A 13,422-nucleotide genomic window follows, 5' to 3' on the forward strand; every position below is an offset into this window, starting at 1 on the left:
GGGCAGACGGCACCCGCTATAGAAGCCTGCGGGTTACCGTCTCTTCGGCCTGCGGCCTCGGCCCTTCGGGCAGCCCGTTGATCGACGCCTCCAGTCGGCCCTGGCGCTTTACGGGGCATACAATCAAAATCAAAAGCCAGATCAAGATCACAAGCCAGAGCAACAGCAACAGCAACAGCAGAGCGAATACATTGCGTTGCGTTGGCCTGGACGCGGCCTGGCGGCCGCTGCTACGGGCTCAGCGGCCGCCGCCCAGGTCTAGGAAGCTGCCGGTGGTGTAGCTGGCCTGCTCCGAGGCCAACCACAGAATCGCCTCGGCCACCTCGTGGGGCTGCCCGCCCCGCCCCATGGGAATCCCCGGCTCCAGCTTGCTCACCCGATCCGGGTCGCCACTCAGGGCATGGAACTCGGTATAGATGTACCCCGGCCGCACCGCGTTCACCCGCACGCTCTCGCCGGCCAGCTCCTTGGCCAGGCCCACGGTAAAGGTATCCAGCGCACCCTTGGACGCCGCGTAATCGACGTACTCGCCCGGTGAGCCCAGGCGCGCGGCCACCGAGGAGACGTTGACGATGCTGCCGCCCTGCCCGCCATGGCGCGTGGACATGCGCAGGATGGCGTGCTTGGCACACAGGATCGGCCCGGCAACGTTGCTCTTGAGCAGCTTCAGCAGGCGGAATTCGGACATTTCGTCGACCCGCGAGGTGTGGCCCACGGTGGCGGCGTTGTTGACCAGCACGCTGACCGTGCCCAGTTCGGCGTCGACGCGGTTGAACAGGTGCATCACCTCGTCCTCGACGCTGACGTCGGCGCGCACGGCGATGGCCTGGGCGCCCAGCTCGCGCAGCTCGGCCAGGGTGGTCTGGGCGGCCTGTTCATCGGCCAGGTAGTTGATGCACACGCGGTAACCCTGGCGGGCGGCCAGGCGCGCGGTGGCGGCACCGATGCCACGGCTGCCGCCGGTGATGACGATAACTTTATCCATGGACCTCGGTACACTCCTCATGGGGATTGCAGGGTTGAAGGCTGGCTAATAGTACGAAATTCAGGCGCCCGACGCGCGCTGCAGATTTTCCGCCGCGTGAATATCGGCCATGAAGCGCTCCGCAGGCAAGGGGTGGCCCAACAGAAAACCCTGCAACGAGTCACAGCCCAGGCGGGTCAGGAAGTTCTGCTGGTTATCGGTCTCCACCCCTTCGGCGACGATGCGCAGGCCCAGGGCCTGGCCCAGGGCGACGATGGCCGAGACGATGGCGGCGTCGTCACTGTCCTGCTCCAGGTCGCGGACGAAGCCGCGGTCGATCTTCAGCTCGTTGGCAGGCAGGCGCTTGAGGTACATCAGGCTGGAATAACCGGTGCCGAAGTCATCGATGGACAGGTCCACGCCCATGTCCGACAGCTGGCGCAGCACGCTCATGCTGGCGTCGGCGTCGTTCATGGCGGTGGTCTCGGTGATCTCCAGGGTCAGGTTGTTCGCCGCTAGCTGGTGCCGTTCAAGCGCCGCCGCGACGCTGGCCACCAGGCCCACGTGGCAGAACTGCAGCGCCGACAGGTTCACCGCGATGCGCCAGTGGCCATAGCCCTGCAACGCCCACTCGCGCATCTGCCGGCAGGCCTCGTCCAGCACCCAGTCGCCAATGCCGATGATCAGCCCGGTCTTCTCGGCCAGGTCAATGAAACGGTCCGGCGCCAGCAAGCCCATGTCCGGGTGCTGCCAGCGCAGCAGCGCCTCGGCGCCCACCGGCTGGCCAGTGCTGGCCTCGAACTTGGGCTGGTAGTGCAGGCGCAGCTGGCCGCGCTCCACCGCCATGCGCAGGTCCTGCAACAGTTGCAGCTGCTTGCGCGCGTTAGTGTTCATGGAGCCGTCGAAGAAGCTGTAGCAGTTCTTGCCCGCGCTCTTGGCGTGGTACATGGCGGCGTCGGCATTCATCAGCAGGCTGTGCTGGTCAGTGCCGTTGCCGGGGTACAGGGCGATGCCGATGCTGGCGGAGATCTGCAGGTTCTGCTCGGCCACCCGGAACGGTTGGGCGATCAGGGCGACCTGGCGGGCGGCCACGGTGGGCACGTCGTCCGGCTCGTCGAGGGCCACCAGCAGCACGAACTCGTCGCCACCGATGCGCGCCAGGGTGTCCTGGCCCTGCAGGTTGCCGCGCAGGCGCAGGGCCACGGCGCGCAGCAGCTCGTCGCCGGTGAAGTGGCCGAAGGCGTCGTTCACCGGCTTGAAGCCGTCCAGGTCGATGAACATCAGCGCGAAGCAGCCGCCCTTCTCGTCCACCATCTGGATCGCCTGCTCGATGCGGTCGGCCAGCAGCATGCGGTTGGGCAGGCCAGTGAGGTTGTCGTGCAGGGCCAGCTGCGTCAGCTCGCGGTTGGCCAGGCGCAGGGAGTTGGCCAGGTCAGCGGTGCGTGCCTCCATGCGCGCGTCCAGCACCGAGGTCAGCAGGGTGATACCCAGCACCGCCAGGCTGGTGATCAGCACCATATAGTCCAGGCCCTTGCCGGTCAGGCCACCGCCCAGCGCGCCGCAGACGCTGCCCTCGGGGAACATGGCCGCGGCCATGCCGGTGTAGTGCATGCCCACTATGGCCACGCCCATCACCACCGAGGCCACGCCGCGCGCCAGCACCACGTGGGGCGCGGCATGGCGCAGGCGGAACGCTATGTAGAGGGCGGCCGCCGAGGCGCCGATGGCAATGATGATGGAATCGATGAGCAGCACGGGGTCGTACTGGATACCCTGGCTCATGCGCATGGCGGCCATGCCGGTGTAGTGCATGGTGGCGATACCGCTGCCCATGATCAGCGCGCCGAAGGCCAATTGCCCGAACGGCAGCCGCGGCTGGCTCACCAGCCACAGGGCGAAGCCCGAGGACAGCACAGCGATCAGCAGCGACAGCGCGGTCAGTTTGAGGTCATAGCCCAGGGCGATGGGCAGGCTGAAGGCGAGCATGCCGATGAAGTGCATGGACCACACGCCGACGCCCATGGACAGCGAGCCGCCGGCCATCCAGAAATACACCGCGCGCCCCTTCGCGGTGGCGATGCGGCCTACCAGGTCGAGCGCCGTATAGGACGCCAGCATGGCCACGCACAGTGAAATGACAACCAGGGAGGGGGAATAACTACCAATCAGCATGCGACTCTCGAAACCGGCAAATACGACGCGTTCCCTGCGAAAAATCTGCCCGGGATTGTACGCAATTAAACGTTTGTTTGCTTGCGAAGAGCGCCTGAATACGGGGGCTTGGCGGGATATCGCTTTGCCATCACCGAATCCAGCTTCTACAAGGGTCCGGCCGCTGTACAGCGTTGTACAGGGCCGGTGCTGACCTTAACCTTTCAGACGAATGGCATCAAGGCGCGCGGCTCAATTCCAGCTGCCCATCCCAGCCGCCGCCCAGCGCGGCTATCAGTTGCACGCTGGCCACCAGGCGGCTCTGCAGCACGTTGAGCACGCTGCGCTCGTTGCTCAACGCCGTGGCCTGCACCGTCACCACGTCGAGGTAGGCGATGAGGCCGGCCTTGTACTGGTTGGTGGTCAGGCGCAGGGATTCGCGCGCCGACTCCAGCGCCTGCTCGCGCACCTGGGCCTCGTCCTCGTACACCTTGAGCTGGACCATGTAGTTTTCCACCTCCTGGAAGCCGTTGAGCACGGTCTGCCGGTACTGGGCCACGGTCTGGTCGTAGACCGCCTCGGTGCGGTCCACCTCGGCCGAACGCTGGCCGCCGTCGAACAGCGTGCCGGCCAGCTGCGGGCCCACCGACCAGAAGCGGTTGGGCAGGCTCAGCCAGTTGGCGAAGGTGCTGCTGCTGTAGCCCCCGGACAGGCTCAGGGTCAGGTCCGGGTAATAGGCGCTCTTGGCCACGCCGATGTTGGCGTTGGCGGCCATCACCGAGCGCTCGGCGGCGGCGATGTCGGGGCGCCGCTCCAGCCACTGCGACGGCACCTGCACGGGGATCTGCGGCAGCACCGGGATGGCCTGGCTTTCGGCCAGGTTGAAATCGGCCGGCGGCACGCCCATCAGCACGGCGATGGCGTTCTCGTACTGGGCGCGCTGCCAGCGCAGGTCCACCAGGTCGGCCTGGGTGGTGCGCAGCTGGGTCTGCGCCTGGGCCACCGCATCGGCGCCCGAGACGCCGACCTTGTACTGGTTCTGGGTCATGGTCAGCGAGCGCTCGTAGGCCTGCACCGTGGCCTCAAGCAGGCGCTTCTGCTGGTCAATGACCCGCAGTTGCAGGTAGTTCTGCACCAGCTCCGACTGCAGGCTCAGGCGCATGGCCGCAAGGTCGGCGAGGCTGGCCTGGGCGCTGCCCTTGTCGGCTTCCAGGCCGCGGCGCAGCTTGCCCCACACGTCGGCTTCCCAGCTGACGTTGGCCTGGGCCGAGTAGCTGTTGCGAATGCCGCTGCCGGCGCTGCCCAGGCTGCTGTTGCTGTTGCTGCTGCCGGCGCCCTGGCCGGAGCGGGTCTTGCTGGCGCTGAGGTCGACGGTGGGGAAGAACGCGCCACGCGCGCTCTTCACCAGCGCCTGGGCCTGGCGGTACTGGGCTTCATATTGCGCCACGGTCTGGTTGGCGTGGTTCAGGCGCTCCACCAGGCCGTTGAGCTGGGTGTCGCCGTACACTTCCCACCAGGCACCGCGGGCCAGGGCGTCGCTGGGCTGCGCCTGGCGCCAGCCCTGGGCTTCCTTGAACTGCGCCGGCGCGGCCACGTCCGGGCGCTTGTAGTCGGGCCCCACGGCGCAGCCGCCCAGCAGCAGGCCAGTGAGCATCAGCGCGCTCAGGCCCAGGTTGAGCAGGCGCGAGCCGCGGGCGGTGGCCATCTGGCAGGTCAAGGGGCGCAGCAGCACGGTCGGCTTGTTCATAGCGGGGTTTCCAGGGATGCATCGGTACGCACGCCGCGCCAGCGGTTGACCCGGTGGCGCAGGCGATCAAGGTAGAGGTAGACCACCGGGGTGGTGTACAGGGTCAGGATCTGGCTGAAGATCAGCCCGCCGATGATGGCCAGGCCCAGCGGCTGGCGCATCTCCGCGCCCTCGGTGCCGCCGATCAGCAGCGGCAGCGCGCCAAGGATGGCCGCCAGCGTGGTCATCAGGATCGGCCGCAGGCGTTGCAGGCAGGCCTGGCGAATCGAGTCGAACGGGCCCATGCCCTGCTCGCGCTCCAGCTGCAGCGCCAGGTCGATCATCAAAATGGCGTTTTTCTTCACCACGCCGATCAGCAGGAACAGCCCCAGCAGCGAGATCAGGCTGAACTCGCCGCCGGTGACGTAGATGCTCAGCAGCGCGCCCACCCCCGCCGACGGCAGCGTGGAGAGAATGGTCAGCGGGTGCACGTAGCTCTCGTAGAGGATACCCAGCACCAGGTACACCAGCACCAGCGAGCCGAGGATCATCCACGGCTGGCTCTTCTGCGCCGCGGCGAAGGCGTCACCGGTGCCAGCCACCTTGACGATGATGTCCTCGGGCAGGCCCAGGGAAGCAATGGCGCGCTCGATGGCGGCGGTGGCGCGGTCCAGGGGCACGCCTTCGGCGAGGTCGAAGGAGATGCTTTCCGAGGCGAACTGGCCCTCGTGGCTGACGCTGTCATCGGCCAGGCTGTTCTCGTAGTGGGCGATGCTCGACAGCGGCACCCGCGCGCCGGCGGAGTTGATCACCTGCACCTGGTCGAGGGTGACCGGGTCCTGGGCGTACTTGGGGTTGATCTCCATCACCACTTCGTACTGGTTGAGGCTGTCGTAGATGGTGGAGATCTGCCGCTGGCTGTAGGCGTTGTTGAGCACCCCGGTCACGGTGCTCATGTCGATACCCAGGCGCTTGGCCTGGTCGCGGTCCACCACCAGGGTCACCTGGGGCGCGCCGCGGCCTTCGCGGGCGTCGATGGAGGTCAGCTCCGGCAGGCGCTTGAACGCCTCGGTGATTTTCGGGTACCAGGTGCGCAGCGCGGCCAGGTCGCCGCTCTGGATGATGTACTGGTACTGGTTGGTGGTCTGGTCGCGGGCGCCGCCGAACTGCAGGTCCTGGTCGGCCATCAGCATCAGCCGCGCACCGGGCACCTTGGGCAGGTTCTTGCGCAGGCGCTCGATGACCTGCTGGGCGTTGACGTCGCGCTCCTTGATGGGCTTGAGGCGCACCAGGATGGTGGCGTTGTTGGTGCCGTTGTTGCCGCCGATGAAGCCGGCGACGCTGAGCACCGCCGGGTCGGCGATGATGGCGCGGCGGAAGGCTTCCATCTTCGGCTGCATGACGGTGAACGACAGGCCGTCGTCGCCGCGCACGAAGCCCATCAGCTGGCCGGTGTCCTGCTGGGGCATGAAGGTCTTGGGCACCACCACGTACAGGGCGATGTTGACGCCGATGGTGACCACCAGGCTGATCAGGGTCAGCCGCCGGTGCGCCAGGGCCCAGCCCAGGGTGCGGTCGTAGCCGCGCACCATGGCCTCGTGCACGCGGTTGCTCCAGCGCTGCAGGCGGGTTTCATGGCCGTGGTCGTGGGGCTTGAGCCAGCGCGCGCAGAGCATCGGCGTGAGGGTCAGCGACACCAGCAGCGACACCACGATGGCCGCCGACAGGGTGATGGAGAACTCGCGGAACAGCTTCTCGATGATGCCGCCCATGAACAAAATCGACATGAACACCGCCACCAGCGAGGCGTTCATCGCCAGCAGGGTGAAGCCCACTTCCCGGGCGCCCCGGTAGGCGGCCTTCATGGGCGCCATGCCGGCGTTGATGTGCCGCGCGATGTTCTCCAGCACCACGATGGCGTCGTCCACCACCAGCCCCGTGGCCAGGATCAGCGCCATCAGCGACAGGTTGTTCAGCGAGAAGCCCCACAGGTACATGATGGCGAAGGTGCCCACCAGCGACACCGGCACCGCCAGGGTGGGGATCAGCGAGGCGCGCCAGTCGGCCAGGAACAGGTACACCACCAGCACCACCAGGGCCACGGCGATCAGCAGGGTGCTCTCGGCCTCGTGCAGGGTGGCGGTGATCACCGGCGAGCGGTCCATGGCGATGTTCAGCCGCACGCTGGCCGGCAGCACCGCTTGCAGGGCCGGCAGCTGCGCCTTGATCTGCGCCACGGTCTTGATGATGTTGGCGCCGGCCTGGCGGTTGATCACCAGCAGCACGGCCGCGTCGTCGTTGAAGAAGCCGGCGTTGTAGCGGTCTTCCACGCCGTCGGTGAGCTTGGCCACGTCGCTCAGGCGCAGGGCCGAGCCGTTCTGGTAGCGAATGATCAGCGGGCCGTAGTCCTTGGCCTTTTCCAGCTGGTCGTTGGCCTGCACCTGCCAGTTGTGCTCGCCGCTTTCGACGAAACCCTTGGGCCGGCGCACGTTGGCGTTGGCGATGGTGGTGCGCACCTCGTCCAGGGCCACGCCGTACTGGTTGAGCAGGTTGGGCTCGACCTCCACGCGCACCGCCGGCAGCGAGCTGCCGCCGATCTGCACCTCCCCTACCCCGTCCACCTGGGACAGGCTCTGGGACAGGATGGTGGACGCCAGGTCGTACAGCTGGCCCTTCTGCAGCACGTCGGAGGTCAGCGACAGCACCATGATCGGTGCCTGCGCCGGGTTGACCTTCTTGTAGGTGGGCATGCTGCGCATGCCGCTGGGCAGCAGCGGCCGCGAGGCGTTGATGGCCGCCTGCACCTCACGGGCGGCGCCGTTGATGTCGCGGTCCATGTCGAACTGCAGGATCACCCGCGTCGAGCCCTGGCTGGAGCGGCTGTTCATGTTGCTGACGCCGGAAATGCTGCCAAAGGCGCGCTCCAGCGGCGTGGCCACCGTGGAGGCCATGACCTCGGGGCTGGCGCCGGCGAGGTTGGCCGACACCACGATCACCGGAAAGTCCATCTGCGGCAGCGGCGACACCGGCAGCAGGCCGAAGCTGACGCCACCCAGCAGCATCACCGCGACGCTGAGCAGCATGGTCGCCACCGAGCGGCGAATGAAGGGGGCCGACAGGTTCATGCCGACGCCTGCGGTTCAGCGGCCGGTGCCTTGCGCCAGCGGCGCCCCAGGCGGTCGAAGTACAGGTAGATCACCGGGGTGGTGAACAGCGTCAGCACCTGGCTCACCAGCAGCCCGCCCACCATCACCAGGCCCAGCGGCTGGCGCAATTCTGCGCCCGAACCACCGGCCAGCATCAGCGGCACGGCGCCGAACAGCGCGGCCATGGTGGTCATCAGGATGGGCCGGAAGCGCAGCAGCGCCGCCTGGTAAATGGCGGTCTGCGGGTCCAGGCCCTGGTTGCGCTCGGCGTCCAGGGCGAAGTCGATCATCATGATCGCGTTCTTCTTGACGATGCCGATCAGCAGGATGATGCCGATGATGGCGATCATCCCCAGGTCATTGCCGCTCAGCAGCAGCGCCAGCAAGGCGCCCACCGCCGCCGAGGGCAGCGTGGAGAGGATGGTGATGGGGTGGATGTAGCTCTCGTAGAGAATGCCCAGCACGATGTACATGGTCACCACCGCCGCCAGAATCAGCAGCAGCGTGCTCGACAGCGACGCCTGGAACGCCTGGGCCGCGCCCTGGAACTGGGTCTGCACGCCAATCGGCATGCCGATGTCCTTCTGCACCTGCTCGATCAGCGCTACCGCCTGGCCCAGGGCCACGCCCGGCGCCAGGTTGAACGAGACCATCACCGCCGGGAACTGGCCGATGTGCGAGATGGCCAGCTGCGCCTGGCGCTGCTCGATATGCGCCAGGCTCGACAGGCGCACCTGGGTGCTGTTGGTCACCGGCAACGACGAGCTGGCACCGGTGAGGGTGCTGGACACGGTCTGGTTGATGGCGCTGTCGCTGGGCGTGCTCTTGACGTAGATCTGCTCCAGCGCCTGCGGACCGATCACCGAGGCGTTGGCCGCCTGCAGCACCACGCGGTACTGGCTGGCCTGGGTGTAGATGGTGGAAATCTGCCGTTGGCCGAAGGCGTCGTACAGGGCGTTGGTGATGTCGGCGACGTTGACGCCCAGGCGCTTGGCCTGGTCGCGATCGATCACCAGGTACACCTGCAGGCCCTTGTCCTGCAGGTCGCTGGCCACGTCGGTGAGCTGCGGCTGCTGGCGCAGGGCATCCACCAGCTTGCCGCTCCACTGGCTGAGCAGCTCGGCATCGGGCGACGACAGGCTGAACTGGTACTGGGTGCGGCTGACCCGGTCCTCGATGGTCAGGTCCTGCACCGGTTGCATGAACAGGCGCATGCCCACCAGCTTGTCGGCTTCCGGCTGGATGTTGGCGATGACTTCACTGGCGGTGTGGCTGCGCTGGCCCAGGGGCTTGAGGTTGATCAGCATGCGCCCGCTGTTGAGCGTGGCGTTGTCGCCGTCCACGCCGATATAGGAAGACAGGCTCTCGACGTCCGGGTCCTGCAGCACGATGGCCGCCAAGTCCTGCTGGCGCTGGCTCATGGCGCTGAAGGAGATCGACTGCGGCGCCTCGGTGATGCCCTGGATCACCCCGGTGTCCTGCACCGGGAAGAAGCCCTTGGGCACCACCATATAAAGGAACACGGTGAGGCCCAGGGTGGCCAGGGCCACCAGCAGGGTCAGCGGCTGGTGGCGCAGCACCCACTGCAGCTTGCGGCCGTAGGCCTCGATCAGCCAGTCGATCCAGGCGCCGCTGGCGCGGTAGAAGCGCGTCTGCTCCTCGGGCTTGGGCTCGCGCTTGAGCAGGCGCGCGCACATCATCGGCGTCAGCGTCAGCGAGACCACCAGCGAAATCAGGATGGCCACCGCCAGGGTGATGGCGAACTCGCGGAACAGCCGCCCCACCACGTCGGCCATGAACAGCAGCGGGATCAGCACGGCGATCAGCGAGAAGGTCAGCGACAGCAGCGTGAAACCGATCTGCCGGGCGCCCTTGAGCGCCGCCTGCAGCGGCGTCTCGCCCTCCTCGATATGGCGGGAGATGTTCTCCAGCATGACGATGGCGTCGTCCACCACGAAACCGGTGGCGATGGTCATGGCCATCAGCGTCAGGTTGTTGATGGAGAAACCGGCCAGGTACATGACGCCAAAGGTGCCGATCAGCGACAGCGGCACCGCCACCGATGGAATGATCGTGGCGCTGAAACGGCGCAGGAACAGGAAGGTCACCAGCACCACCAGGCCGATGGAGAACAGCAGCTCGTGCTGCACGTCGGCCACCGAGGCGCGGATGGTCTGGGTGCGGTCGGTGAGCACCGCCACGTCCAGGCCCGCCGGCAGGTTGTCGGTGATCGACGGCAGCACCGCCTTGATGCGGTCCACCACTTCAATCACGTTGGCACCGGGCTGGCGCTGGATGTTGAGCAGCACCGCCTGGTTCTTGTTGGCCCAGGCCGCCAGGCGCTCGTTCTCGGCGCCGTTGACGATGGTCGACACGTCCTTCAGGCGCAGCGGCGCGCCGTTGCGGTAGCTGAGGATGAGGTTGGCGTATTCCTCGGGCGAGACCATCTGGTCGTTGGCGTCGAGCATCGACACCCGCGTGGGGCCGTCGAAGTTGCCCTTGGGCTGGTTGACGTTGGAGGCGGCGATCAGCGTGCGCACGTCGGCCAGGTTCAGGCCGTTAGCGGCCAGGGCCTCGGGGTTGACCTTGATGCGCACCGCCTGGCGCTGGCCGCCGGCGATGGAGACCATGCCGACGCCGGTGATCTGGGCGATTTTCTGCGCCATGCGCGTGTCGACCAGGTCGTTGAGCTTGGGCAGCAGCATGGTTTTCGAGCTGATGGCCAGGGTCAGCACCGGGGTGTCGGCCGGGTTGACCTTGTTGTACACCGGCGGTGCCGGCAGGTCGGTGGGCAGCAGGTTGGTGGCGGCGTTGATGGCCGCCTGCACCTGCTGCTCGGCAACGTCCATGTTGATGTCGAGGCTGAAGCGCAGGGTCAGCACCGAGGCGCCGCCGGAACTGGTGGAGGCCATCTGGGTGAGCCCGGGCATCTGCCCGAACTGGCGCTCCAGCGGCGCGGTCACGGCGCTGGTCATCACTTGCGGGCTGGCGCCGGGGTACAGGGTCATGACCCGGATGGTCGGGTAGTCGACCTGGGGCAGCGCCGACACCGGCAGCAGGCGGTAGGCGATCAGGCCGGCCAGGATAATGGCCAGCATGCTCAGCGTAGTGGCTACCGGACGCAGGATGAACAGCCGCGACAGATTCATACGCCCGCCTTGCTCCGGTGGCCGTTGCCGGCCTGCTTGCCGGCGGCGTCTTCACCCTTGAGATGCTCGCCTGGGGTGGTGGGCACCTGGCCTGGGTCATTGACCACTTCCACGCTGCTGCCGTCACGCAGGCGGTCGGTGCCTTCCAGCACCACGCGGTCGCCCTTGGCCAGGCCGTCCTCGACCACCGTGACAGTGCCGTCGGAGGCGCCGATCTTCAGCTGGCGAATGCGCACCTTGTCGTTGCCGTCCATGGCGTAGACGAAGGTGCCGTTGGTGCCGAACTGCACGGCGGCCGAGGGCGCCAGCACCACGTCCTTGAGGGTGTCGGACAGCAGGTGGACGTTGACGAACTGGTTGGGGAACAGCGCCAGGTCCTTGTTATCGAAGTAGGCCTTGAACTTCAGGGTGCCGGTGGTGGTGTCGATCTGGTTGTCGATGCTGTGCAGCACGCCCGTGGCCTGCTGGGCGCGGTCGCCGCGGTCCCAGGCTTCCACCGGCAGGGTGGCGCCGCTGCGCACGCGCGCCAGCACCGGGTCGAGGGTGGTCTCGGGCAGGGTGAAGATCACGCTGATGGGCTGCACCTGGGTGATCACCGCCAGGGCGGTGGTGTCGTTGGCGGCCACCAGGTTGCCCACGTCCAGCTGGCGCAGGCCCACACGGCCGCTGATGGGCGCGCGGATCTGGGTGAATTCCAGATTGAGCTTGGCGTTGTTGACGTTGGCCTGGTCGGTGAGCAGCGTGCCCTGGTACTGGCCCACCAGCGCCTCGGCGGTGTCCAGGGTCTGCTTGGCGATGCTGTCCTGGGCGAACAGCTCTTTATAGCGTTGCAGGTCGCGCTGGGCGTTCTTCAACTGCGACTGGTCCTGGGCCAGGGTGCCCTGGGCCTGCTGCAGGGCAATTTCATACGGACGCGGGTCGATCACCGCCAGCAGGTCGCCGGCCTTGACCATCTGCCCTTCCTGGAACGCCACCTTCACCAGCTCCCCGGCCACACGGCTGCGCACGCTGATGGTGTTGGTGGCGGTCACCGTGCCCAGGGCTTTCAAATAGACCGGGAAGTCGCCCACGGTAGCCGGGGCCACCCGCACCGGCGTCGGCCCACTGGCCGGGCCGAAGCCTGGGCGCATGGGGTTGCCGCCGGGCCGCCCGCCATGGGGCCGGCCTTTCTCGGGCGGGCCGCCGGCTTCATGCTGCTGGGCCGGCGAATGCTGCGCACGCCAGTACAGGCCCGCGGCAATCAGCAGGATCAGGATCAGCAGGCCGAACAGCCAACGGGGAAAGGTGCGGGAACCGGCGGGTTGCATGGAATGATCGACCATTATTGAAAGTGGGTATGTCGGGAGGCTGGAACGATAATCATTGTTGCGAATATTGCAAAGTGCCTTTACCCGCTATTTACGTAGGACGCGTTTATGCCGTGTTTCGTCCAGAAAAGAAAACGGCCTGGGGGATGCCAGGCCGTTTCTTTATTACTGCATGTAACGGACCACTGGACGCCACCCATCCCGTAGCCGCTGCCGCAGGCTGCGCTGGCCCTCCCCTACACTGAAAATCTCCAGCGTACTGAGGGCCAGCGCAGCCTGGCGGCAGCGGCTACAGGCGAAGTGCCTGGTCCTGGGTGTTACTTCAATACTGCCAGGGCAGCATCGTAGTTCGGCTCTTCGGCAATTTCGCCGACCAGCTCGGTGTGCAGCACGTTGTCGTTCTCGTCCAGCACCACCACGGCACGGGCAGTCAGGCCGGCCAGCGGGCCGTCGGCCAGGGCAACGCCGTAGGCTTCCTTGAACTCGGCGCCACGCAGGGTCGACAGGTTCTGCACGTTTTCCAGGCCTTCGGCGCCGCAGAAGCGGGCCTGGGCGAATGGCAGGTCGGCGGAGATGCACAGCACCACGGTGTTGGCCAGTTCGCTGGCCTGGGCGTTGAACTTGCGTACCGAGGTAGCGCAGGTCGGGGTGTCAACGCTTGGGAAGATGTTCAGCACTTTGCGCTTGCCGGCAAAGCTTGCCAGGGTCACGTCGGCCAGGTTGCCGGCAACCAGCGAGAACGCAGGCGCCTTGGCGCCGACTTTCGGCAGTTCGCCCTTGACCTGGACCGGGTTGCCTTTGAGCGTCACTTGAGCCATGAACGGAATCCTTCTGCGATATGGAATAAAGGAACGAAGTTAACCACGAATCCCTTCCACAGCAAATGCGTTAATACCGTAGCCGCTGCCGCAGGCTGCGCTGGCCCCCAGCCTCACTGAAAATCTTCAGTGCACTCGCGGGCCCCCGCAGCCTGGCGGCA

Annotated in this window: 7 protein-coding genes; all 7 read right to left on the minus strand. The window is 66.7% G+C overall.

Annotated elements, in window-relative coordinates; all coding sequences use genetic code 11:
- Positions 1–238 precede the first annotated feature (238 nt).
- The 7 genes from AC0Z2B_RS32190 to tpx all read right to left on the minus strand — a co-directional run bounded on the left by AC0Z2B_RS32190 (position 239) and on the right by tpx (position 13,261).
- Positions 239–985 (minus strand): SDR family oxidoreductase, encoded by a 747-nt coding sequence (locus AC0Z2B_RS32190; protein ID WP_476302188.1) that lies wholly within the window; start codon positions 983–985, stop codon positions 239–241.
- A gap of 60 nt (positions 986–1,045) precedes the next feature.
- Positions 1,046–3,136: a putative bifunctional diguanylate cyclase/phosphodiesterase gene (locus AC0Z2B_RS32195; RefSeq protein WP_476302190.1), complete on the minus strand. Its 2,091-nt coding sequence runs from the start codon at positions 3,134–3,136 to the stop codon at positions 1,046–1,048.
- A 217-nt stretch (positions 3,137–3,353) separates the two neighbouring features.
- Positions 3,354–4,862 carry an efflux transporter outer membrane subunit gene (locus AC0Z2B_RS32200; protein ID WP_476302192.1) on the minus strand — a complete coding sequence of 503 codons (1,509 nt, stop codon included), beginning with the start codon at positions 4,860–4,862 and terminating at the stop codon, positions 3,354–3,356.
- Positions 4,859–7,966, minus strand: a complete 3,108-nt coding sequence (locus AC0Z2B_RS32205) for an efflux RND transporter permease subunit (RefSeq protein WP_476302194.1) — start codon at positions 7,964–7,966, stop codon at positions 4,859–4,861. Before AC0Z2B_RS32205 ends, AC0Z2B_RS32200 begins: the two co-directional genes overlap by 4 nt.
- Positions 7,963–11,136: an MdtB/MuxB family multidrug efflux RND transporter permease subunit gene (locus AC0Z2B_RS32210; RefSeq protein ID WP_476302196.1), complete on the minus strand. Its 3,174-nt coding sequence runs from the start codon at positions 11,134–11,136 to the stop codon at positions 7,963–7,965. The genes AC0Z2B_RS32205 and AC0Z2B_RS32210 overlap by 4 nt, the downstream gene beginning before the upstream one ends.
- The gene (locus tag AC0Z2B_RS32215; protein ID WP_416425465.1) at positions 11,133–12,458 is read right to left on the minus strand and encodes an MdtA/MuxA family multidrug efflux RND transporter periplasmic adaptor subunit; all 1,326 of its coding nucleotides are present in this window, start codon (positions 12,456–12,458) and stop codon (positions 11,133–11,135) included. The genes AC0Z2B_RS32210 and AC0Z2B_RS32215 overlap by 4 nt, the downstream gene beginning before the upstream one ends.
- 302 nt (positions 12,459–12,760) lie before the next feature.
- The gene (gene tpx / locus AC0Z2B_RS32220) at positions 12,761–13,261 is read right to left on the minus strand and encodes a thiol peroxidase (protein ID WP_473003401.1); all 501 of its coding nucleotides are present in this window, start codon (positions 13,259–13,261) and stop codon (positions 12,761–12,763) included.
- Positions 13,262–13,422 lie beyond the last annotated feature (161 nt).

It is taken from the genome of Pseudomonas sp. GYB4201 (assembly GCF_056312595.1).

What these genes read in the sequence shown, in the direction of transcription:
- AC0Z2B_RS32195 (WP_476302190.1), bottom strand. Translation starts at nt 3,136, where the DNA reads ATGCTGATTGGTAGTTATTCCCCCTCCCTGGTTGTCATTTCACTGTGC.
- AC0Z2B_RS32210 (WP_476302196.1), bottom strand. Translation starts at nt 11,136, where the DNA reads ATGAATCTGTCGCGGCTGTTCATCCTGCGTCCGGTAGCCACTACGCTG.
- tpx (WP_473003401.1), bottom strand. Translation starts at nt 13,261, where the DNA reads ATGGCTCAAGTGACGCTCAAAGGCAACCCGGTCCAGGTCAAGGGCGAA.
- AC0Z2B_RS32205 (WP_476302194.1), bottom strand. Translation starts at nt 7,966, where the DNA reads ATGAACCTGTCGGCCCCCTTCATTCGCCGCTCGGTGGCGACCATGCTG.
- AC0Z2B_RS32190 (WP_476302188.1), bottom strand. Translation starts at nt 985, where the DNA reads ATGGATAAAGTTATCGTCATCACCGGCGGCAGCCGTGGCATCGGTGCC.
- AC0Z2B_RS32200 (WP_476302192.1), bottom strand. Translation starts at nt 4,862, where the DNA reads ATGAACAAGCCGACCGTGCTGCTGCGCCCCTTGACCTGCCAGATGGCC.
- AC0Z2B_RS32215 (WP_416425465.1), bottom strand. Translation starts at nt 12,458, where the DNA reads ATGGTCGATCATTCCATGCAACCCGCCGGTTCCCGCACCTTTCCCCGT.